The organism is Mycobacterium sp. FW102-FHT13B02 (assembly GCF_058790275.1).
Genome location: NZ_JBYTCM010000004.1, coordinates 346,406 through 367,523 on the forward strand (window position 1 = coordinate 346,406; position 21,118 = coordinate 367,523).

A 21,118-nucleotide genomic window follows, 5' to 3' on the forward strand; every position below is an offset into this window, starting at 1 on the left:
GCGAAATGGTGGCGTAAGCGTACAAGTCGAAACTGGTGTGCAGCTGTAGGCGAACCGGCGATCCGGCGACCTCTACGCACCCGGAATTGACGCCTCTTTCAATTTGTGCCCAAAGGTGCTAATGGGACAACTGTGACGACTGGGGTTATTGAGTTGAAGCCTCTGTAAGAAAACGGGACAGAATTTCAGTCCGGTCTCAGAGATCAACGTAGCGAAACGCATAGGGTTCGAACGGTTATCGGTCCGTGTTGTATTTGTGACATTTGTAGCTCACCGTTACCGAAGTGAAATCAGTGCCCAGTGTGGCGCCGAGCACTCAGGAACAGGGAGCGTGCTGATGACCGCAACGACTGAAGTGACGTACCGCAGACGACCGGTGGCTGCCCGGCAGGGCCGGCCGAAGACCGGAAGGACACAGGTCGGCTCCGTGGATGTCATCGCGACATCTGCCGCGGTGCTGCGACCCGTCGTGGTGGCGGGGGCCATCGTCGTCGCCGCCCTCATGTGGGGACCGCGCGCCCATGCGGACGTCGTCCATGACGCGCTCAACGATGTCGGCATCGGCAACAACGGGCCCGTCAGCAACGCGATCGCCCAGGTGGGTACCTCGATCTGCCCGCTACTGGTGCAGCCGGGCAGCCAGATGGCCAGCACGGCAACCCAGATGAGCGGCAACGGCGGCATCGCGCCGCCGCTCGCCGGGTTCGCCACTCAGGTCGCGATCCAGACTCAGTGCCCCGCGTTCATGACGGCGCTGGCCAACGGGAACATCCCGGCGCTGATGAACGGCGGCCTGCCTGTGACGCCGCCAGGGCTGCCGTCCGTCGGGCTGCCGGACCTCTCGGGCGCCACCGCCGCGGTGCCGGGCACGCTGGGCGCGGTGCCGGGCACGCTGGGCGCGGCTACGACTCCCGTGTCGAGCGTCCTCGGCGCGGCCACGGCACCGGTGCCGGGCACGTTGGGAGCCGCGACGGCGCCGGTTCCGGGTGTGCTCGGGGCGGCCACCGCGCCGCTGACGCCGATGCCGGGACTTGCTGCGCCGTCGGCGCCTTTGCAGCTGGCTTCGTCCCCGGTCGTGCCGGCAATTCCTGGTTACTGAGGTCTGGCTCCTGCTCACTCAACGTGGGCGGGAATGCACTGAGGGCGGTGGCTTTTCGAAGCCACCGCCCTCAGTGTTGTTGCGCTGCTTGTCAGCCCTCGTGGCTGCCGCTGCTGCTCGTGCTCGATGCGTGCGAGCTGCTGCCGCCGCCTTCGGGAGCGCGGTGCTTGCCGCCGGTCGAAGAGGCGGAGACGCTGGGCGCGGTGCCCGCGGGGGCGCTGTGCTTGCCGCCCTGCGAGTCGGTCTTCGTGGACTTGACCGAGTCGGTCTTCGTGCTGCTGTCGGTGCTCGACTTGGTGTCGGACTTGGTGCCCGACTTGTCAGTGCTGGTCGACTTGTCGGTGCCGGAGGTCTTGCCGGTGTCGGTGCCCTTGGCGTCGGTCCCCTTGGTGTCGGTGCTCTTGGCGTCCGTGCTCTTGGTGTCCGTCTCTCCGGCAGTCTTGCCCGTGTCCTTGGTGCCGGTCTGGCTGTCCGTGGTGGCCCCGGTGCCGGTGCTGTCCGTGGTGGTGCCGGTGGCGGCGGGTGTCTTGTCCTGCGTGCCGGATGTCGCCGGTGCTGTCGCACTTGCGGCCTTCGGCGTCACCGACGCTGCGGCAGTGGGACTGGTCGTCAGGGCCAGCGGCTGGGTCGTCGGCAGTGTGGTGGTGGTCGCGGCCAGCGACTTCAACGAGGTGGTGGCGGCCAACGGCGTTGCGGCCAGCGGGAATCCGGAAAGGATCGCGCCCGGCAGGGCGTTGAGCCCGGCGACGAGCGCACCCGGAAGGGCGGTGAGGCCCTTGATGATGGTGGCCGGCAGCGTCGTGAGGTTCTGCAGCGCCGCGATCGCGGTGTTGATCGCCGTGTTGATCAGCGTGGGGATGGTCGCCGTCGCGCCGTTGAAGAACGAGGCGTTGATGGCGTTGATGCCCTTGATGATCGCGTTCGGCGCCGCGATGAGCGTGTTCACGATCGGCAGGATGGCGGCGTTGTAGATCGTCTTGTTGATCGTGTTGAGGTTGTTGATGATCGCGTTCGGGCCCTGGATCAGCGCAGTGACGAACGGGCCGACGGTCTGTGCGTAGAGCGCGGCGTTGAGCGTGTTGATCGCCGTGATGAACTGATTCGGGCCGGCGATCAGGTTGTTCACGAAAGTCTGGTACGCGGTGAACGGCAGCGAGATCAGCTGCAGCAGGTCGGCCGGGAACGCGGTGAGGTAGTACTTCTCTGCATAGGTGGACACGGTGGCCACAGCGGAATGCGCCGCGGGCAGGGCTTGCGGCGCGGGCAGCGGCGCCACGGCTCCTACCGAGGCGACGATGCACACCGAGCACATTCCGGCAACGAGAGACGAAGGCAGTGCGTTGTGCCGAACAGCGATTTGCATGATGGACCCCGGATTCGGTGAGGCAGAACGGAATTAGGCGGTCTGAAGGTAGCGGAAAGCGGCACGTGCCTCTAGCTGAGCAAAATCGCTCTTCGACCTCCTGACCTGCCAATACGTGCATAATTTGCCTACCTGGGTAAATAAATCAAGCTGAAGTTTTCCAAGAATTCATCCGCGGGCCGCCGAGGGCGCGAGCCTGCGCTGCCCAAACCGTTTGCCGATGGTGCGGTGTGTGCACTCGCCGAACCGGCTGTGGTGTGATCTGGTGGTGACGATGTCCGACTTCACATTCCGTGCTACGGCGCTGGCGGCCGCCGTCCTGGCAAGTGCGGCGCTGACGCTGACGGGGGCTCCGGCAGCGTCGGCCGATCCTGCCACCGACAGCCAGGGGTTCGTCGACTCGACAGCACGGTGCCCGACCGGCGACACCGCGGTGGCGTTCGGGAGTACCGCCTCTTCCCGGGTTGCCATCTGCAAGAGCGCCGGCGGTCAGCTGCAATACCGTGGCGTCCGCATCAGTGACGGTGCGAAGCTGATCGTCGCCGCCACGGCGGACGGCCGAGGCGGCTACACCGCAACGAGCGACGGCATCACCTACGTCATGAACGCGAAGTCGCTTGATATCAGTGCGGGCTCGCAGCCCATCAGATCCGAGCCCATGACCTTTTTCCGCGGCGGCGGCCCGCTGACCGGAACTGCGGCTGCCACGCCGGCGCCGGCCGCGACCCCTGCGCCGGCTGGCACGCCATCCACGCCCGTCACCGGTGCCCCCACGCCCGTGCCGACGACACCGCTACCGCCGCCGTTGCCCGCGGAGGTCGGTGGCTCCCGGTCGAGCGGGCGCTGACCCCGCCCGCTCCTGCTCAGTCGCCGCGGCGTCGGGTATTCGAAGATCTGGCCCTGGTTTACCTGGGGTGAATGCCGCAGCTGCAGGCGTCGATCGACGGGCAGGTGCACTGGATGCCCCACTCGACGATTGCGCGGGCCTGGTGTAGCTCGGTGATCTTGGCGTCGATCTCGGCGAGTTTCGTCTCGGCCAGTGCGCGACTGGCGGGGCGACCGGGGGCATCGTCGGCGAACAGCAGCTGAATCTCCTCCAGGGTGAACCCGGCGGTCTTGCACGCCCGGATGACGTTGAGCCGATCGATGACGGCGGCGTCATACCGGCGTTGGCCGCCGACGCGCGCGGGCGGGGGGATGAGACCGATCTGCTCGTAGTAGCGCAGCGTCGTCGCGGCGACGTCGGCGCGCACCGACACCTCGCCGATGGTGAACGTGGCCATGGCACTCCCGGTTCGGTCTTGACTTGGAGCCAACTCTAAGTCGTTGACTATGTGCATGGCTACCAACGCACAGCGATCAGACATTGGTGAATTGACCCGGACCCGTTACGCCCTGCTGCGCAGCTACAAGAAGAATGGCGAGCCGGTCGACACCCCGATCTGGTTCGCGGTCCAGGACAACTCGATCGTGTTCCGCACCAAGCGTGGACCAAAAACGGCGCGCCTGCGGGCGCATACCCGAGTCGAACTGACCGCATGCGATTACCGCGGCCGAAAGCTGAGCGGGGCCAACGTATTCACGGGCACGGCGACGGTGCTCGACGATGCGGCCGCAGCCGATGCGAACCGCGTGCTGCACCGGCGCTACGGCTGGCAGTGGAATGTGGTGCCGCTGATCAGGATTCCGGGCGTGACGCAGGTGCACGCCGGTCTGCCGCTGCGGGAGAAGTGGCGGCGGGCGCGGAACCGCAATGTCTGGGACGACAGCGCGATCGTGCGCATCGACTTCGGCTGAGCTGCGACGAGGTCGTCAGACAAAACACGGTGCCGACACCAGATGGTGTCGGCACCGTGTTGGAGGTCGAGAGGTGTCAGAAAGCCGGCGTAGCGAGGTGCGACTTGCGACGGTGGTGAAGCAGGGCACTCAGCCAGCGGAGATCGATCAACATGTTCAGTTCCTGTCTTACGCGGACTTCTTGGTGAGGAACGGCAGCAACCGACGGCGCTCGTACATGCTGTCCGAGAAATGGTGCAGCGCTTCGGAGACGGAGGTTGCGGTCGGGAAGGCGGACTCTGCGCCGCAGGCCAGCAGAGCGGTCGAAACCGGCTGGGATGCGATGAGGGACCACTCATTACCTGCGGCGATGCAGCTGTCGTTGACCTTGTCGAGCAGTTCGACGCAGGACACCGCGAACGAGGTGACCCCGCTCAGGTCCAGGATGAACGGCTTTTCCGGGAGGACGCAGCGCCGTGCCTGCGCTGCAACCAGGTCCACATCGGTTTCGTCGATGACTCCGGTGACGGTGAGTACCGTCGCCAGTTGGCGGCACTGGGCGCGCACCTCGGCGTCGCCGCAGGCGACGACCGGATTGCCATAGCGGAAAGCGGCTGTTGATGCCGAGTCGCTGCTGACCATGGCCATGTGATGCCTCCCTTCGATGTTGCCGAACGCCCGACAGCTGTGTCGTTTCTTCGGCTCGAGTTCGAAGCTATGTGGCCAAGTTAAGGTACCGGGGAGTAAGTCCTAAATCATCGCTAAGAAGTGTGATAGCTGCAGCTAGCAAACATGGTCTCGGCGGGGTAACGCTCACGGACGGCGCCACTGGTTGCCCTGATAACCCACCCACGGCGAGTAATCCGCGATCAGCGGCTCCTGCGGCGGCCGCAACTCCTCGGGGACGTGCTGCAAATTGATCCTGATGCGGTACCAGATGGAGCTGGGTCCACGCATGCCGTCGACCAGAACATCGATGGCTTCCAGGAAAGATGCCGCTTCCGGGTGCTTCGACCGCCATTCGTCGAGCGCGGCCATCGCCTCATCGCGGGTCTTGGTGCGAGCAACCTCGATGAGCGGCATCTGCGAGGCGCGCCGTCCGTCGGCCGAGGCGCCGCCCCCGGGTTTGTCCGCCTTGGGCATCGGACCGAGTTCTTCGGCCAGCGCCAGCAACCCCTCCAGGCCGCCGGCAGAGTCGTCCATCCCGCCCCAGGGGTCGCCGAATTGCGCGTACCTGGCGGGCACCGTCGCGACGGTGAATTCCTCGGGGCGGCAGGTGGGGACCTCATCCCAGAACAGGGGTGTCGAGACCCGGGCGTCGGGCCGCGACCGCACCGAGTACGCCGACGCCACCGTGCGGTCCTTCGCGTTCTGGTTGAAGTCGACGAATACGCCCTGACGTTCCTCCTTCCACCACCGGCTGGTTGCCAGGTCGGGCGCCCGTCGCTCCACCTCCCGGGCCACGGTCTGGGCGGCCAACCGCACCTGCTTGTAGGGCCAGTTCCGCTCGATCCGGGCGTAGATGTGGAATCCCCGCGAGCCCGACGTCTTGGGCCATGCCGTCAGTCCGTAGTCGGTGAGCACCTCGCGCACCACGATGGCGACGTCCAGAATCTGCGGCCACTCGACGCCCGGCATGGGGTCCAGGTCGACGCGCAGTTCGTCCGGATGCTCCAGGTCGTCGGCCCGGACCGGATGCGGGTTGAAGTCGATGCAGCCCAGGCTCACCGCCCAGACCAGCCCGGCGGCCTCGTCGATCACGGCTTCTTTCGCGGAGGTGCCGGAGGCGTACTTCAGCTCGGCGACGTCGATCCAGTCCGGCCGTTTCTCCGGTGCCCGCTTCTGAAAGATCGCTTCCTGCGCAATGCCTTTCACGAACCGCTTCAGGATCATGGGTCGCCGCGCCACGCCGCGCAGCGCGCCATCGGCGACCGACAGGTAGTAGTTGACCAGGTCGAGCTTGGTCACGCCGGGTTCCGGGAAGATCACCTTGTCCGGGTTGCTCACGACAACCTCGCGCCCACCCACGTCGAGTGACAGCGAGTCGCCCATGTGTACAGCGTAATTGGCCCGGTAAATGGAGCGGGAGTTCCAGCCGCGTCACCCGCGGGTCACATATTGTTGGCTCATGGCGAAGCTGACTGACCTCCCGTCGCAGATAGCAAACAAGGTCCAGGAGTCTTTCGAGAAATTGGGAGGCAAAACGGTCACCCAATTAGCCGACCGCGGTGCCGCCGAACTCCACTACGCCAGGAAGATGTTCGAAGCGGGCGCACTCAAACTCGAGTCGCCGCAGCACATCGCGGCGATGCTCGCCGACATCGTGCGCTGGGGTGAGATCGGCATGGTCCCGGCGCTCAACGCGCGGCGTACCCCGCACCGCGTCGCCGTCATCGACGACGACGGCGATATCACCTTCCAGGAGTTCGACGACGCCGTGAACGCGACGGCCAACGCGTTGCGCGCCAAGGGTGTTCAGGCCGGCGAAGGCGTGGCCATCCTGGCCCGCAACCACCGGTGGTTCCTGATTGCGGTGTACGGCGCGGCCCGCGTCGGTGCGCGAATCATCCTGCTCAACACCGAGTTCTCGGGGCGGCAGATCAAAGAGGTGTCCGAGCGCGAGGGCGCCCAGCTGCTCATCTACGACGACGAATACGCCGACGCCGTCGCACTCGCCGAGCCGCCGCTGGGCAAGCTGCGGGCCCTTGGGCACAACCCCGACAAGCCGGAACCGTCGGGCAGCACCGACGAATCGTTGGCCGACGTCATCGCCCGGACCAGTAGCCTCGCGCCGCCGAAGGTCGCCAAAGCGGCCTCGATCATCATCTTGACCAGCGGCACCACGGGAACTCCCAAGGGCGCCAACCGAAGTGCCCCGCCGTCGCTGGCCCCGGTCGGCGGCGTGCTGTCGTCGGTGCCGTTCAAATCCGGCGAGGTGACCAGCATGCCCGCGCCCATGTTCCACGCGCTGGGGTACCTGCATTCGACCATCGCCATGCTGCTCGGCAGCACGCTGGTGCTGCGCCGCCGGTTCAAGCCGGCCACGGTGCTCGCCGACATCGAACGGCACCGGGTCACCGCCATGGTGGTGGTGCCGGTGATGTTGTCGCGCATTCTCGATGAACTGGACAAGACATCGCCGAAGCCGAACCTGTCGAGCCTGCGCATCGTCTTCGTGTCGGGTTCGCAGCTGGGGTCCGAGCTGGCGACGCGGGCGCTCAAGGATCTGGGCCCGGTGATCTACAACCTGTACGGCTCGACCGAGATCTCGTTCGCCACCATCGCGCGTCCACAGGACCTGTCGATCAATCCCGCGACGGTGGGCCCGGTGGTCAAGGGCGTACGCGTGAAGATCCTCGACGACAACGGCAAGGAGCTCCCGCAGGGGAGCATCGGCCGCATCTTCGTCGGCACCACCTTCCCGTTCGAGGGGTACACCGGCGGCGGTGGCAAGGAGGTCGTCGACGGGATGCTCTCCTCGGGCGACGTCGGCTACTTCGACGAGCGTGGACTGCTGTACGTCAGCGGCCGCGACGACGAGATGATCGTCTCCGGCGGCGAGAACGTGTTCCCCGCCGAGGTCGAGGATTTGATCAGCGGGCACCCTGAGGTGGTGGAGGCGACCGCCATCGGTGTCGAGGACAAGGACTTCGGCGCACGGCTGCGGGCATTCGTCGTGAAGACCGAGGGTGCGACGGTCAGTGCGGACGACATCAAGACCTACGTCCGAGATCACTTGGCGCGCTACAAGGTTCCGCGTGAGGTCGTCTTCCTCGATGAGTTGCCGCGGAACCCGACGGGCAAGATCCTCAAGCGCGCGCTGCGTGACATGGACGTCTAGGCTCACCGTTCGAGACTGAGGACCGGCGGGCCGAACGACGGCACCAGCGCAGGATCGTTGAACGCGGTGATGCGGGAGATGCGGCCCGCGCGCAGTGTCAGCACCTGCACGCCGTAGCCGTGCAGGGTGCCGTCGCCGTGCCGGGCATAGAACACCAGAGCCGGCTGTCCGTTCGCGCGCGTGGGTACCGCATGCCATTGGCCGGGCCGGCGCAGCACGCGGTTGTCCAAGAAGCCGATCACGGCTGCTGAACCACTGAACCAGGTTGGGATGGGCGGCATTTCGAATTCGACATCGGCGCGGACCAGGTCGACCAGGGCGTGGGCGTCGGCCCGGGTGAAGGCGTCGAGGTAGCGCTGGAGCAGGTCCCGGGTGTGGTCGTCCTCAGGTTCGGTGACCTCGTCCGCTGCGACGCCCGCGGTGTCGAGGGTGCGACGGGCCCGACGGAGGAGCGCGTCGACCGCGTCCACGGTGGTGTCGAGGATTTCGGCCGCTTCGACTGCCGGGAACGCCAGGATGTCTCGCAGCGTCAGCGCGGCCCGCTGCCGGGCGGGCAAGTGCTGTAGCGCCGCGATGAGGGCAAGCCGCAGGCCGGTCTGTCTGACGACGATGACCGCCGGATCTTGTGGGTCGACAAGAGAGTCCGGAATGGGTTGCAGCCACCTCACTTCAGGTGCGCGGTCGCCCAAGGGGATGCGGTGGTCTTCAGCCGGCGGCCCGATACCGGACGGCAGTGGCCGCCGGCTCCGGTTCGCTATGGCGCTCAGGCACGTTCGCGTGGCGATGGTGTACAGCCAGCGCCGCACCGACGAGCGCCCTTCGAAGCGGCCGAATCCGCGCCACGCCCGTAGATAGGTCTCCTGAACCTGATCCTCCGCATCGTGGATCGAGCCGAGGATCCGGTAGCAGTGCGCCAGCAGCTCGGGCCTGAATTGTGCTGTCAGCGCGGTGAATTCGGCGGTCGTCGTCATCAGACCGGGCTCGCGCCGGTGCCGGTGAGCACGTAGCCGGCAGCGGGGGACGAATCGGCGGCCAACTCGACCACCGTCTTGGCGACGATGTCCGCGGTCAGCACGGGTTGCAACCGGGCGATGAAGGTCTCCGGATCGATGCCCTGCGCGGCGGCGTAGGCCGTCACGCCGACCGCACCGACTCCGGTGGGGCTGAGCATGGGGTACAGCGTCACGAAGCGGATGCCCAGGTCCGCTTGAGCCGCTTCCTCGGCCGCGTAGCCGGAGATGAACCTGACCGTGGCGTTGGCGCCGGCGAAACCGCCGCTCAACGGAGACCCGCGGAGGGCCGCAGCACTGGACATTGCGATGACCGTGCTTCCTGAGGGCAGCGGCGCGTTGAGCGCAGCCTTGGTCCAGCCGAACACATGACGGGTATCGGTGTGCCAGTTTTCGCTGAAGGTTTCCCAGGTCTGGCGGGATAGCGGTGCCGTGGGTGGGGTCGCTCCGGCATTGAGCACCAGCAGCTGGGGACGGTGGTGAGCGATCAGCAGGGCACCCAGTTCCTCGTCGGTGGCATCGCCGGGGCAGGGCGTGAAGCGATCGCCGACCTCGGCCCGCAGAGACTCCAGGTCGGTTTCGGTGCGCGCGACGCCGACGACGTGCCAACCGGCGCTGACGAGCGCGACGGAGATGGCCCGGCCGAAGCCGCGGCCGGCGCCGCTGACGATGGCGGTCTTGCCGCCGTTGCTTACCGCTGTGGTGGTCATGGGGACTCCCTGCTGGTGATGGTTCGGTCTTGATCTAGACCGGCACCGGCAGGGAAATCCGTCGCATCACCGGGATTCAGGGCCCGTTCACGTACCAGGACAGGCAAACCGGCCTGCCGCGGCAGGCGATGATGGCGCCTGCGTCGGGAGCCGCACCGCGCACCTTCGGGGTCTTCCGGTCGGGCAGGTTGCAGTTCACGACGTAAGGGTTCCACGGGACGACGCCGTTGACGCACGGGTCACCGCCCGCTTGCACAGATGTGGTCGGACTGCGCAGAGCCGTCGGGACGATCGTGAACGCGATCGCGATGGCACCGATGAACACCGTGCGCAGGAGCCGCGACGCGCGTGTGGTCAGCTCACCCGTGGTCATGACGATCACCACCAAATATGTTTCCGACTACGTCAACCGTAGCACTGAAGCACGACGTCGAGCAGCGCGGAAAAACCCCCATTTCTGCACCGAAATGGGGGTTTCTCCGACTTTGCGCCGGGCGGCGTTACGGGTCGCGGGGCAGGCCCAGCAGCCGCTCGGCGATGATGTTCAGCTGCACCTCGGAGGTGCCGCCGTAGATGGTCGTGGCACGGCCCGCCAGCAGGTACTCGTCCCACCGGCCCGAGGGCTCTTGCGGATCGCCGACGACAGCGTCGCTGCCGAATGACGCGACGCCGAACTCGGCGTAACCCTGACCCGTTTTCATCGACAGCAGCTTCGAGATGGCGGCGGCAGGCATCGGGTCGCCGCCGGCCAGCGTCAGCAGCGTCGATCTCATGTTGAGCAGCTTGGCCGCGTGGCCTTCGGCGATCAGCTTGCCGGCCTCGTGCCGTTGCAGCTCGTCGAACTTGCCGGCACTCAGGAACTCCACGAACTGGTCGAGGCTGGCCAGGAACGGGGGCTCGCTGCTGCCGATGGACACCCGCTCATTGGTCAGGGTGTTGCGGCTGACCTCCCAGCCGCGGTTCACCTCACCGAGCACCATGTCGTCGGGCACGAAGACGTCGTCGATGAAGACGGTGTTGAACATGGCATTGCCGGTGAGTTCACGCAGCGGCTTGACCTCGACGCCCGGGCTCGACATGTCGAGCAGGAAATAGGTGATGCCTTGGTGTTTCGGCGCAGTGGGGTCGGTCCGGGCCAATAGCGCGCCCCATGCGGAGAACTGGGCGCCCGTCGTCCAGATTTTCTGGCCGGTGATGCGCCAGCCGCCGTCGACCTTGACGGCCTTGGTGGTCAGGCTGGCCAGGTCGCTGCCGGCGCCGGGCTCGGAGAACAGCTGGCACCAGATCATGTCGCCGCGGAATGTCGGCGGCAGGAAATCCTGCTGCTGCTTGTTGGTTCCGAACGCCACGATCGACGGGATGATCCATGCCGCGATGCCCATCTGCGGCCGCCGGACCTTCCCGCTGGTGAATTCCTGGGCGATGATGATCTGCTCGATCGGCGCGGCGGCCCGGCCCCACGGCCTTGGCAGGTGCGGTTGCACCCAGCCGCCTTCGGCGATCGCGGTATTGCGCTCGGCGCCGCTGGGAATTGCTTTGAGCGCAGCCACTTCCGCGCGGATTTCGGCGCGCAGTTTCTCGGTGTCCGGGTCCAGGTCGATGTCGATGGACCGCATGCCGGAAGTCGTGGCCAGGTCCACCACCTGGCGCGGGTAGTCGGCGGCGCGGCCGAACCCGGCTACCAGCGCGATGGCGTGCCGGTAGTAGACGTTGGTGTCGTGCTCCCAGGTGAAGCCGATACCGCCGTGCACCTGGATGCAGTCCTGCGTGCAGTGTTGCGCGGCGACGGGCGCCAGGGTGGCGGCCACGGCGGCGGCGAACTCGTAGGCGGAATCGGCGTCGCCGGAAGCGTGCTCGTCGAGTGCGCGGGCGGCGTCCCAGACCGCACCGGTCGCGCGTTCGGTTTCGGCAATCATGTTGGCGCACTTGTGCTTGATGGCCTGGAACTGGCCGATGGGCCGGCCGAACTGCTCGCGAATCTTGGCGTACTCGGCGGCGGTGTCAGTGGCCCACCGCGCGACGCCGACGCATTCGGCCGCCAGCAGTGTGGTGATGAGGGCGCGGGCATGGGATTGGTCCAGGCCGGACAGCACCCTGTCGGCGCCGACAGCGACGGCGTCGGCGCGGACGTGCGCCACCGGGTGCAGGGGGTCGACACTCTGCACCGGGTCGATCTGCAGGGTTGCGGTGTCGAGGACGACCCACTGGGTGCCGACGGGCACCACCAAGAGCGCAGCTTGAGCGGCGGCCGGCACGGCACGAATCGCACCGCTGACGACGAGCCCGTCGCCCTGGGTTTGCGCGGTCAGACCCGAGGTCGGCGCGTACGCGGCGATGGTCTCACCGGAAGCCAGGCCCGGCAGCAGGCTGGACTTGGGGTCGTGGGCGGCGATCAGTGCACTGGCGATGGCCGACTGGACGAAGGGCCCGGGGACGGCGCCGTAGCCGAACTCGGCCAGCGTGATCGCGAGTTCGAGGATGCCGAACCCTTGTCCGCCAACCGCTTCCGACAGGTGTAGGCCCTGCAGGCCCTGGTCGGCCGCCGCGCCCCAGTAGGGCGGTGGGTTACTGATCGGGGTCTCGAGGGCCTCGTGCAGGACCTCGGACGGCGCGACGCGCGCCACTAGAGATCGGACCGAATCGGCCAGATCGTTGTGCTCGGACATGATCGCGATGGGCATCGTTGCCTCCTGTGACCGGCTGTGGGCGTTGTGCGGCGCACCCGACCAAATAACTGGTCGGTTGGTTCCGAGAGTAACCCACTTGACGGGTGTCTAGAAGTGCACCTGGTTTACCACGTTGGCGAGCCGCTGTCCGGCGGCGAGTCGCTCGCAGTTCGCAACCGCTTCGGCCAGATAACGACGCATGGTGTCGGCCGTGTACCAGGTGACGTGCGGGCTGACGACGACGTTGTCGAGTGCCAGTAGCGGGTTGTCCGGATCGACGGGTTCGGTGGCGAAGACGTCGAGACCGGCGGCCTGCAGCGGTCCGTTCTGCAAGGCCGCCACCAGCGCGGGCTCGTCGATGACGGCGCCGCGCGACGTGTTGACCAGCACCGCGCCCGGCTTCATGCGGCCCAGTGCATCGGCGTCGAGCAGGCCCTCGGTGCGTTCGGTGAGCGGCAGGTGCAGGGAGACGACGTCGCTGGCGGCGAGTAGGTCGGGCAGGCTGCGCCAGCCCGGGTGGCCTTGTGCGCCACGGGCATTGGTATGCACGACGGTCGCGCCCATGGCGGTGACGATGGTCTCCACCCGCTTGGCGATGTTGCCGTAACCGATCAGGCCGACGGTGCAGCTGCCGAGGTCCCGGACGGTCTCGCCGAGGGTCGGGTCGGTCGGCCAGCCGTTGCCGCGGCGAGTCGCGCGGTCGAGTTCGGGCAGCCGCCGCAGTGCGGCCAGCATCAGCATCACCGTGCCCTCGGCGACCGAGGGGGCGTTGGCGCCGGGCATGTTGGCCACCGCGATGCCGAGGCGCGTTGCCGTGTCGACGTCGATGGTGTTGACGCCCGCGCCCATCTTGTGCACCAGCTTGAGTCGTCGGCCCAGCGCCAAGTCGTCGGCGCCGAGTGGCCGCAGTACGTGCCACAGGACGTCGGCGTCGGGCAGTTCGCGGTAGAACGCCGCGTCGTCGTCCGCGGCGCAGAACCGTACGTCGATCAGATCATGCAGCGGGGCAAGGAATTCGGCGACTCGAGGACCGGGGGTGAAGTGGGCCAGCACCCGCAGCGCCGGCGTCACCGCCACCGCTTGGCGATCCACTTGGCGATGACGTCGGCCTGCTCACTGCGGGCGCCCGGGGTGGTGAAGTAGTGATCGGAGTCGATGGAGTGCAGTGTCTTGTCTTTCGTGGCCAGCGCGTCGAAGATGCGTTGCGCGTCCGAGGGGTACACACCCGAATCCTGCTCGGCGTTGATCACCAGCGCCGGGTTGTCGATGAGGGCCAGATGCGGCTCGGCCCGGGTTTGGGCGTGGCGCAGGCTCCACATGGTCAGCCAGCCCCGCAGCGTGCACGCGGCGGCGATGCCGTTGGCCGAGCGGTTGGCCTGAACCGGGACACCGGCATAGCACTGATTGGCCGGGCGTTTGGTGGGTTCGAGGGTCGGGTCGATCATGCGTAAGTCGGCCCAGGTGCGCATGACGGTGAACGGGCGGTCCCGGAAGCCGGCGGCCCGAACGCGCGCGTATTCGGTCTCCACCCAGTCGGTGATCGCGTGGTTGCGGGCGACCTGCGCGTCGCGGTACCGCTGGACGAATTCGGGAGAGAAGGGCGGCCCGTTGCGCTCGTCGAACGGGTCGAGCTCGGGATCGGCTGCCAGCGCATCGGCTTCGTCGGTCACCGAGCCGTCCATCCAGTTGGTGAGGACGTCCGGCCGGCCGGGATGGGCGGCGCTGGAGATGTAACCGTCGGCCGGTAGCAGGTCGAAGATGCCCGCAGCCGGGCGCATGCCCTCCAGCGGCGTGATGTGCGGAGTGAGCGACTGGGCCTGGTAGGCGGCCATCAGGGATCCGCCCCCGGAATTACCCAGCAGAACAACGGTTTCCACGCCCGCCACCTCGCGCAGCCAGCGCACCCCGACACCGATGTCCACCAGCGCGTGGTCAAGCAGGAAGCTGGATTCATAGCCGCGGAATCGGGTGTTCCAGCCGAGGAATCCGATGCCCCGCGTGGCCATGTAGTCGGCGAGGTAGTGCTCGGAGAAATCGATCTGGTAGTGGGCGGCGATCATGGCCACCTTGGGCTTACGGCCCATGCCCCGGTAGTAGATGCCCTGGCAGGGGTGTCCGCCGGACCCGGCGCGCAGCGCGGTCGGCGAGTCCATCCCGATGAACTCCCGGGTGACTCCCGCGGCAGACGAACTTCCGGGTCTGGTCATGTACGCGGATTCCCCTCGTGGTAAATGGTCCGGTAGAAGATGTTGGCCAAGGTGGTGACGCAGGCGTCATCGTCCGCGGTGTTGGCGCCGTTGCCTGACAATTGGGTATAGCAGAACTGGTTCAGCATCGATACCAGAGCCACGGCGACAAGCCGAGGATTGTCGTCCGGGCAGAAGCCTTGCTGCTGAGCATGTTTGACCATGGACATGACCAGGGAGATCGGCAGTTCGCAGATTTCCGCCCAATACTGCGCGAAATCGTCGTTGATCATGGCCAATTGGGAGATTGCGATGACCTCGGCCAGTCGGTGCCGATAGGTGTCCCAGTGCGCGGCGGCGGCCTGGTGGGAGCGTTCCCAGTTGGTCAGGTCCGGGCTGGTCGCGGACAACGCCCGGTCGCGGGCTTCGTCGCGGAAGCGCTGTGCCCATTCATGGACCATCGCTTCCTTCGAGTCGTAGTAGTTGTAGAACGACGCCGTGGACCGGCCGGCTTCTGCTGCGATATCCGAAATGGTCGTCGCCAGAATACCTTTGCGGGCAATGACGGCGCGGGCGGCGCTGTCGATCGCCGCTTGCGTCTGGCGGCCCCGCACGGTGGGGAGCTGTTCGCGGGGCGCGATGGTCACACGACGTCCTTTCGGAGGGGCATTGATCAAATCTGAACCTGATGTTAGATTCAGTTTTGGTGATTGACCAGACCCTGTCGTCAGGAGTGGCACGATGATCAAGCCCAACAATCGGAACACCGAGTTCGAGCTGGGCGGCATCAACCATGTCGCCCTTGTCTGCGCAGATATGGCGCGGACCGTCGACTTCTACTCAGGTGTGCTGGGGATGCCGCTGGTGAAGTCGCTCGACCTGCCGGGCGGCATGGGGCAGCACTTCTTCTTCGACGCCGGCAATGGTGACTGCGTGGCGTTCTTCTGGTTCGCCCAGGCGCCGGACGGCGAGCCCGGCATCTCGCAGCCGGCCGCGCTGCCCGGGATCGGGGAGTTCATGAGTGCTGTCGGCTCGTTGAACCACTTGGCTTTTCACGTGCCCGCCGAGAAGTTTGACGAGTACCGCAAGCGGCTGAAGGAAAAGGGCGTCCGGGTCGGCCCGGTGCTCAACCACGACGAGAGCCCCATGCAAGCGTCGGCGACGGTGCACCCGGGAGTCTATGTGCGGTCGTTCTACTTCCAGGATCCTGACGGCATCACGTTGGAGTTCGCTTGCTGGACCAAGGAATTCACCGAGGCCGATGCGGTGACGGAGCCGCGGACGGCGGCTGACCGGCGGCCGGCGGTGGCTCCTGCCTGACTCTGAAGGCCATGCCGGTCGCAGGCGCTACACCGAGAGTGGCGGCTAACGGTGGTCCCGTCGGCGTGTCGCCGCGATTTCGGCGACGCTCGGTGAAGGGCGGTAGTCGGTGACCGGACGTCCCCTATCGGCCGAAGAGTGCGACCGCCTCTGGCAGGCTTGGACACCTGCGCAAGTCGCTGAGCGTCTCGCGGGCACCTCAGCATGCTGGTACGTCGTTGCCGGGTGGGCGTTGGACCTCCTCATCGGCGGGCTCGGACGTGCCCACGGCGATCTCGAAATCGGAGTTCCGCGTGCACGATTCGACGAGATCGCCGATGCGTTTCCCGACTTCGAATGGGATGTCGTCGGGAACGGACAGGCGTGGCCGTTCCCCGAAGAAGCAGACACCATGCATCAGACCTGGCTGCGCGAACCGGCTACGGGGCACTATCGCCTTGACGTCTTCCGCGAGCCACACCGCGGCGACCAGTGGATATGCCGACGTGACGCCTCAATCACCATGCCGTACGGCGAGCTGATTCTTCATACCGACGACGGCATCCCGTATGTGATCCCCGAGGTCGTGCTCTTGTTCAAGGCGAAACAGCGGCGCCCCAAAGATGAGGCCGACTTCCTGCGCGCACTGCCGATGATGGATCGATCCCGGCGAGCCAGGCTGTCCCGATGGCTGGCCCGCGTGCATCCCGGCCATCCTTGGCTGGAAACACTCAGCACGAAGGACTGAGCAGCCGCAGCTACTTCGTCGCCTCGACGAAGTAGCCCCGCGGCACGTCGGGCACGTCCATGGGCACCGCGGGTGCGAACCAGCGGCCCCACTCGTTGCCCGGCACGGCCACGTCGGTGACCACGGCCGACCACCCGTGGCGCTCGGCCAGCTCGCCCGGTTGATCAGTGCCGAACAACCACGGTGCCCCGTTGCGCGCCATCGACTGACGAACTGCGGCAAGCACTTGCGCGTCCAGCAGCGTCTTGCCGACGACGTCGTACAGCAGCACCGAGCCGGCCGCGGACAGCGCGTCCACCCGTTCGAAAACCGTGCGTACGGCGGCTTCGTCGAGGTATTGCAGCAGTCCTTCGATGAGCCACGCCGTCGGCTGCAGTTCGTCAAAACCGTTGGATCGCAGCGCATCCGTCCAATTGCCGGTGAGATCGACGCCGATGGGCACCCGCGTACACAACGGCTGCTCGCCGTCCAGCGCCGCAGCTTTGGCGGCGATCACCTCGGGCTGGTCCAATTCGTAGACCGTGGTTCCGGTGGGCCAGGGCAGCCGGAATGCGCGGGCGTCCATACCCGCGGCGAGGATGACGACCTGGCGGACCGATTGCGTGGCGCGCAGCAGTGCCTCGTCCCAGAAGCGGGTGCGCACCACGATCTGGCGGGTCGGCCGGTCGCCGGCTTCGGCGACGGCCTCGGCGAGCAGCCGGCGGCCGGTCTCGCCGGCCAGGCGTTCGGCGAACGGATCGGTGAAAAGACTATCGGGACGGCGGGATTCGTCGGCGCGGATCGCGGCGACGAGAAGGCCGGTGTTGGCTACGGCCCGGCCTCCTTCGTGCATGGCTCCTTCGTGCATCCCTCCATGGTGCCGGGCTGTCGCACGCGGCGCTTGGATATTTTTGCCGCGGCTCGATACCCCGGTCTTACCCCGTCAGCCCGACATGGCTGGGCAGGGCACTGCGCCGCTGCGTGTACTGGGACGGTGTGATCGAGGTGAACCCGCGGAACTCGCGCACGAAGTGGGGTTGGTCGAAGTAGCCGAGGGCGGCCGCGACGTCGGCCCCGTCGCCGGCGCCCGCATCGAGCAGGCGCAGCGCGGCTTGCAGTCGCCGCACGCGCAGATAGGCCTTCGGGGGCAGCCCGATCTCGTTGCGGAACGTCGCGATCAGTCGCTTGGGGGAGAACCCCGTCAGCTCGGCGGCCTCGGAAACCCGAAGCGAGGGTTGATGTTCGGCGGTATGGAGCACGGGTATGAGGGTGCGGGAAATGGGCCGTAGCCGGGCCAGCAGAAAGTCCTCCACGAGCTCGATGCGCCGCGGCCAGCTCGGTGTTGCGATCAACCGCTCCCGCAGCAGTGCGGCATCGGCGCCCCAGAGATCAGTCAGGTTGACGCTGGCGTTCTCCAGGTCGGCCAACGGAATTCCGAAGAAGGGCAGGGCGCCGCCCGGGCGGAAGTGGATGGTCAGCACGGACTCGCCCGGGTCGATGCGAGTGACATACGACAGCGTGCCCGGCCCGGTCAGGAATGCGGGTTCCACCGGCACCCGGGTGGTGCCGTCGGCCGAGAAGAAGTCGACCCGATCCCGCCCGCCGACGTCGATCACGACGGTGGCCGCGCCGCGGGGCAGGGCCCTGCTGCGGTCGGAGGCTTCGCCGCCGTGCGACCAGTAGCCGAAGAAGTCGATGTGCTGATTCAGCGGCGGCCGGGGCCGGCGCAGCTGCGGCCCGGTCACCGGCGCACGGCCCGCTTGCCGAGCGTGTCCAGCAGCAGGGCCAGATGGTCGATCAATTCATCTGGCGTGAAGTTGATTTCACCGGCCAGCCAGGCACTCAGGGTCTGCCCGACGCCGCCGACCGCGAAATGGGTACTGGCGCGGCGTCGGTCTCCGGCGGGCGATTGCAGGGCGTCGCCCGCGTGCTGGCCGAGCAACATGGCGAAGAAGACCGTCGACTCATTGCGCTTTCGGGCCACGACCTCGTTGGACAGCTGGGCGCTGAACAGCAGCCGGCCGACCCTCGCGTCATCGGCGATGGCGTGCACGATGTTGGCCATACCCGCGCGGCTCTGCTCGTCGGGTGGCGCGGCGGCCACCGCGGCCTGCGTCGTGGTGGCCAGGTCGGCGATGACGTGGTCGAAGACGGCTTCGACGAAAACGTCCTTTTCGGAGAAGCTTTCGTAGAAGTAACGCATCGCGACGCCGGCTCTGCCGCAAATGGCGCGGACGGTGAGTTCGGGCACCGGCGGGGCGGCGCCCAGCAGATCGAGTCCGGCGTCGATCAGCCGGGCCCGTCGCTGGGCCAGGCGTTCTGCCGCGTCGATTCCGCGGTATGGCCGTACCTGAGGCACCCTGCCATCTTGACACCCGCACCACGCCGCGGGCAATATCTGGAATCAATCGTTCTCACTTTTGCGAGGAGTGACCAATGACGGTCGATCTGGTCGAACTGCCGGTCAACGCGTGTGCGCCGGGCCGCCGGGTGCGTCGTGGTGTGCAGTACTCCGACGGGTTGGTCGGCGCGGCGCTGCTGGCGGGTCCGGCGAACGTGATCATGCAGCTGGCCCGGCCGGGCGTCGGCTACGGCGTCGTGGAGAGCCGGGTGGAAAGCGGCCGGACGGACCTGCATCCGATCAAGCGGGCGCGAACCACGTTCACGTACCTCGCGGTCGCGATCCTCGGGTCCGACGAGCAGAAAGCGGCGTTCCGTAGCGCGGTGAACACGGCGCACCGGCAGGTCTACTCCACCGCGGACAGCCCGGTGAAGTACAGCGCCATGGACAAGAACCTGCAGCTCTGGGTGGCGGCGTGCCTGTTCAAGGGCGCGCTCGATGTGTATCGCCTGGTCGTCGGGGAGCTGGATGACGAGACGGCCGAGGAGTTCTACCGCCAGGGCATGACGATGGGCACCACGTTGCAGGTGACGCCGGAGATGTGGCCGGCCGACCGTGCCGCCTTCGACAAGTATTGGCAAGAGTCGCTGGACCAGGTGCACATCGATGACACGGTCCGTGAGTACCTGTATCCCATTGCCGCGGTGCGGATGAAGGGCCTGCAACTCCCGGGGCCGCTGCAACGCTGGTTCGAGTCGTTCTCGCTGCTGCTCACCGCCGGCTTTCTGCCGCAACGCTTCCGCGACGAGATGCGGTTGCCGTGGGATGCCAAGCGGCAGAAGCGCTTCAATTCGCTGATGAGACTGGTGAAGGTGGTCAACCGGGTGCTGCCCGGGCCGCTGCGGCGCTTCCCCTTCAACTGGATGCTGATGGATCTGAACTGGCGTATCCGTACCGGACGCCCGCTGGTCTGAGGCCGGTCTCGGCCGCGGTCCATGTTGTCGGCGTACCCTCGCGCGGGTGCGGAGCGACAATGACAGCTGGGACATCAATACGAGTGTTGGATCGACCGCGGTGATGGTCGCCGCGGCGCGCGCATTGGAAGCGGCGAAGCCCAATCCGCTTGCGGTGGACCAATATGCCGAGGTGTTCACCCGCGCGGTGGGCGGCGTGTGGGCCGACGTATTGGACGGCGAGGCCCCGGAACATCCCTTGGCGACGTCCGAGTTCGGCGAACCGTTCATCAACTTCCAGGGCTCGCGGACCAAGTACTTCGACACGTATTTCCAGCGTGCCGCGGCCGCGGGAGTGCGACAGATCGTGCTGCTCGCCGCGGGGCTGGACTCGCGGGCGTACCGACTGGACTGGCCGGACGGCACCGTCATCTACGAACTGGACCAACCCCGGGTGCTCGAGTTCAAGCGAGAGGTGTTGGCCGGCAAAGGGGCCGCACCGAAAGCCGAGCGTAGGGAAATCGCCGTGGATCTGCGCGACGATTGGCAGACGGCGCTGACGGACGCCGGCTTCGATCCCACGCGGCCGTCGGCGTGGATCGCCGAGGGTTTGCTCATCTATCTGCCCGCCACCGCGCAGGAGCAGCTGTTCACCGGTATCGACGCACTGGCGGCGCCCGGCAGTTGGGTGGCCATCGAGGAGGGCAAGCCGATGCCGGCCGAGGTGTTCGCGGCCAAGCGGGCTGCGTCGGACGAGATGGCGGACGGCTTTTTCAAGCTGATCTACAACGAGCAGATCGCGCCGGCAGCGGACTGGTTCGGTGCGCGGGGGTGGCGCGCGGAAGCCACGGAGCTCGTCGACTACTTCCGGGCGGTCGGCCGTCCCGTCCCGACGAATCCGGAAGCGGCCACCATGATCGCGTCGAACAGCCTGGTCACCGCCGTTAGGGAGTGAGCGTCGTCACCCGCCGTCGCGGTGGGGTGCGTCTCGACAACTTAAGTTATGCAATGCTAACTTCGCTGAGTTAGCTTAGGCATACTTAAGGAGATATGCGGGGTCGCTAATACCCCGCGAACACCAACATGGGCACTGGCACATTTGCGGTATCCGCACCGGCGCACTTCGCGCTCGGGGCGCCGGCGCGAC

22 protein-coding genes are annotated in these 21,118 nt (G+C 66.8%); 8 read left to right on the forward strand and 14 right to left on the reverse strand.

Translation table 11 applies throughout. From position 1 onward, the window contains the following. Positions 1 to 337 precede the first annotated feature (337 nt). A complete protein-coding gene (locus AC3WTE_RS09645; RefSeq protein WP_492437184.1) occupies positions 338 to 1,099 on the forward strand; it encodes a hypothetical protein in 762 nt (253 codons plus the stop codon). Between the two features lie 91 nt (positions 1,100 to 1,190). On the opposite strand, the gene AC3WTE_RS09650 is transcribed toward AC3WTE_RS09645, so the two are convergent. Next, positions 1,191 to 2,462: a hypothetical protein gene (locus AC3WTE_RS09650; protein WP_492437186.1), complete on the reverse strand. Its 1,272-nt coding sequence runs from the start codon at positions 2,460 to 2,462 to the stop codon at positions 1,191 to 1,193. Between the two features lie 232 nt (positions 2,463 to 2,694). On the opposite strand from AC3WTE_RS09650, the gene AC3WTE_RS09655 reads away from it, so the two are divergent. Continuing rightward, positions 2,695 to 3,309: a hypothetical protein gene (locus tag AC3WTE_RS09655; protein WP_492437188.1), complete on the forward strand. Its 615-nt coding sequence runs from the start codon at positions 2,695 to 2,697 to the stop codon at positions 3,307 to 3,309. A gap of 58 nt (positions 3,310 to 3,367) precedes the next feature. Here AC3WTE_RS09655 and AC3WTE_RS09660 read toward each other — a convergent pair whose 3' ends face one another. Further along, positions 3,368 to 3,745 (reverse strand): MerR family transcriptional regulator, encoded by a 378-nt coding sequence (locus AC3WTE_RS09660; protein WP_492437190.1) that lies wholly within the window; start codon positions 3,743 to 3,745, stop codon positions 3,368 to 3,370. 55 nt (positions 3,746 to 3,800) lie between these two features. On the opposite strand from AC3WTE_RS09660, the gene AC3WTE_RS09665 reads away from it, so the two are divergent. Further along, positions 3,801 to 4,259, forward strand: coding sequence for a PPOX class F420-dependent oxidoreductase (locus AC3WTE_RS09665; RefSeq protein WP_492437192.1), 459 nt, complete (start codon positions 3,801 to 3,803; stop codon positions 4,257 to 4,259). A gap of 168 nt (positions 4,260 to 4,427) precedes the next feature. On the opposite strand, the gene AC3WTE_RS09670 is transcribed toward AC3WTE_RS09665, so the two are convergent. Then, a complete protein-coding gene (locus tag AC3WTE_RS09670; RefSeq protein ID WP_492437194.1) occupies positions 4,428 to 4,886 on the reverse strand; it encodes an STAS domain-containing protein in 459 nt (152 codons plus the stop codon). 165 nt (positions 4,887 to 5,051) lie between these two features. After that, positions 5,052 to 6,290, reverse strand: a complete 1,239-nt coding sequence (ligD, locus tag AC3WTE_RS09675; RefSeq protein ID WP_492437196.1) for a non-homologous end-joining DNA ligase — start codon at positions 6,288 to 6,290, stop codon at positions 5,052 to 5,054. A 76-nt stretch (positions 6,291 to 6,366) separates the two neighbouring features. On the opposite strand from ligD, the gene fadD2 reads away from it, so the two are divergent. Continuing rightward, on the forward strand, positions 6,367 to 8,079 hold the full coding sequence (fadD2, locus tag AC3WTE_RS09680) for a long-chain-fatty-acid--CoA ligase FadD2 (protein WP_492437198.1): 1,713 nt from the start codon (positions 6,367 to 6,369) through the stop codon (positions 8,077 to 8,079). 2 nt (positions 8,080 to 8,081) lie between these two features. Here the strand turns inward: fadD2 and AC3WTE_RS09685 are convergent, their stop codons facing one another. From AC3WTE_RS09685 to AC3WTE_RS09715, 7 genes are all read right to left on the reverse strand, one after another. Beyond that, entirely contained in the window at positions 8,082 to 9,050 is a 969-nt protein-coding gene (locus AC3WTE_RS09685; RefSeq protein WP_492437200.1) for a sigma-70 family RNA polymerase sigma factor, read from the reverse strand. Beyond that, positions 9,050 to 9,799, reverse strand: coding sequence for an SDR family oxidoreductase (locus AC3WTE_RS09690; protein WP_492437202.1), 750 nt, complete (start codon positions 9,797 to 9,799; stop codon positions 9,050 to 9,052). The genes AC3WTE_RS09685 and AC3WTE_RS09690 overlap by 1 nt, the downstream gene beginning before the upstream one ends. 76 nt (positions 9,800 to 9,875) lie before the next feature. Further along, positions 9,876 to 10,178, reverse strand: a complete 303-nt coding sequence (locus AC3WTE_RS09695; RefSeq protein ID WP_492437359.1) for a hypothetical protein — start codon at positions 10,176 to 10,178, stop codon at positions 9,876 to 9,878. A 121-nt stretch (positions 10,179 to 10,299) separates the two neighbouring features. Further along, positions 10,300 to 12,480, reverse strand: coding sequence for an acyl-CoA dehydrogenase family protein (locus AC3WTE_RS09700; protein ID WP_492437204.1), 2,181 nt, complete (start codon positions 12,478 to 12,480; stop codon positions 10,300 to 10,302). A 93-nt stretch (positions 12,481 to 12,573) separates the two neighbouring features. Continuing rightward, positions 12,574 to 13,542 (reverse strand): 2-hydroxyacid dehydrogenase, encoded by a 969-nt coding sequence (locus tag AC3WTE_RS09705; protein WP_492437360.1) that lies wholly within the window; start codon positions 13,540 to 13,542, stop codon positions 12,574 to 12,576. Then, positions 13,533 to 14,672: an alpha/beta hydrolase family protein gene (locus AC3WTE_RS09710; protein ID WP_492437206.1), complete on the reverse strand. Its 1,140-nt coding sequence runs from the start codon at positions 14,670 to 14,672 to the stop codon at positions 13,533 to 13,535. Before AC3WTE_RS09710 ends, AC3WTE_RS09705 begins: the two co-directional genes overlap by 10 nt. After that, entirely contained in the window at positions 14,669 to 15,298 is a 630-nt protein-coding gene (locus AC3WTE_RS09715; RefSeq protein ID WP_492437208.1) for a TetR/AcrR family transcriptional regulator, read from the reverse strand. Before AC3WTE_RS09715 ends, AC3WTE_RS09710 begins: the two co-directional genes overlap by 4 nt. 94 nt (positions 15,299 to 15,392) lie before the next feature. Here AC3WTE_RS09715 and AC3WTE_RS09720 point away from each other — a divergent pair, with 94 nt between their 5' ends. Together AC3WTE_RS09720 and AC3WTE_RS09725 are read left to right on the forward strand one after the other, a co-directional pair. Continuing rightward, positions 15,393 to 15,971 (forward strand): VOC family protein, encoded by a 579-nt coding sequence (locus tag AC3WTE_RS09720; RefSeq protein WP_492437210.1) that lies wholly within the window; start codon positions 15,393 to 15,395, stop codon positions 15,969 to 15,971. Between the two features lie 109 nt (positions 15,972 to 16,080). Next, positions 16,081 to 16,698, forward strand: coding sequence for a hypothetical protein (locus AC3WTE_RS09725; protein WP_492437212.1), 618 nt, complete (start codon positions 16,081 to 16,083; stop codon positions 16,696 to 16,698). Between the two features lie 10 nt (positions 16,699 to 16,708). Here the strand turns inward: AC3WTE_RS09725 and AC3WTE_RS09730 are convergent, their stop codons facing one another. From AC3WTE_RS09730 to AC3WTE_RS09740, 3 genes are all read right to left on the reverse strand, one after another. After that, positions 16,709 to 17,545 carry an SAM-dependent methyltransferase gene (locus AC3WTE_RS09730; RefSeq protein WP_492437214.1) on the reverse strand — a complete coding sequence of 279 codons (837 nt, stop codon included), beginning with the start codon at positions 17,543 to 17,545 and terminating at the stop codon, positions 16,709 to 16,711. Between the two features lie 67 nt (positions 17,546 to 17,612). Beyond that, the gene (locus tag AC3WTE_RS09735) at positions 17,613 to 18,422 is read right to left on the reverse strand and encodes a helix-turn-helix domain-containing protein (RefSeq protein ID WP_492437216.1); all 810 of its coding nucleotides are present in this window, start codon (positions 18,420 to 18,422) and stop codon (positions 17,613 to 17,615) included. Then, entirely contained in the window at positions 18,419 to 19,036 is a 618-nt protein-coding gene (locus tag AC3WTE_RS09740) for a TetR/AcrR family transcriptional regulator (RefSeq protein WP_492437218.1), read from the reverse strand. The genes AC3WTE_RS09735 and AC3WTE_RS09740 overlap by 4 nt, the downstream gene beginning before the upstream one ends. Positions 19,037 to 19,113: 77 nt before the next feature. On the opposite strand from AC3WTE_RS09740, the gene AC3WTE_RS09745 reads away from it, so the two are divergent. Further along, positions 19,114 to 19,992, forward strand: a complete 879-nt coding sequence (locus AC3WTE_RS09745) for an oxygenase MpaB family protein (RefSeq protein ID WP_492437220.1) — start codon at positions 19,114 to 19,116, stop codon at positions 19,990 to 19,992. A gap of 46 nt (positions 19,993 to 20,038) precedes the next feature. Beyond that, positions 20,039 to 20,926, forward strand: a complete 888-nt coding sequence (locus tag AC3WTE_RS09750) for a class I SAM-dependent methyltransferase (protein WP_492437222.1) — start codon at positions 20,039 to 20,041, stop codon at positions 20,924 to 20,926. Positions 20,927 to 21,118: the final 192 nt, after the last annotated feature.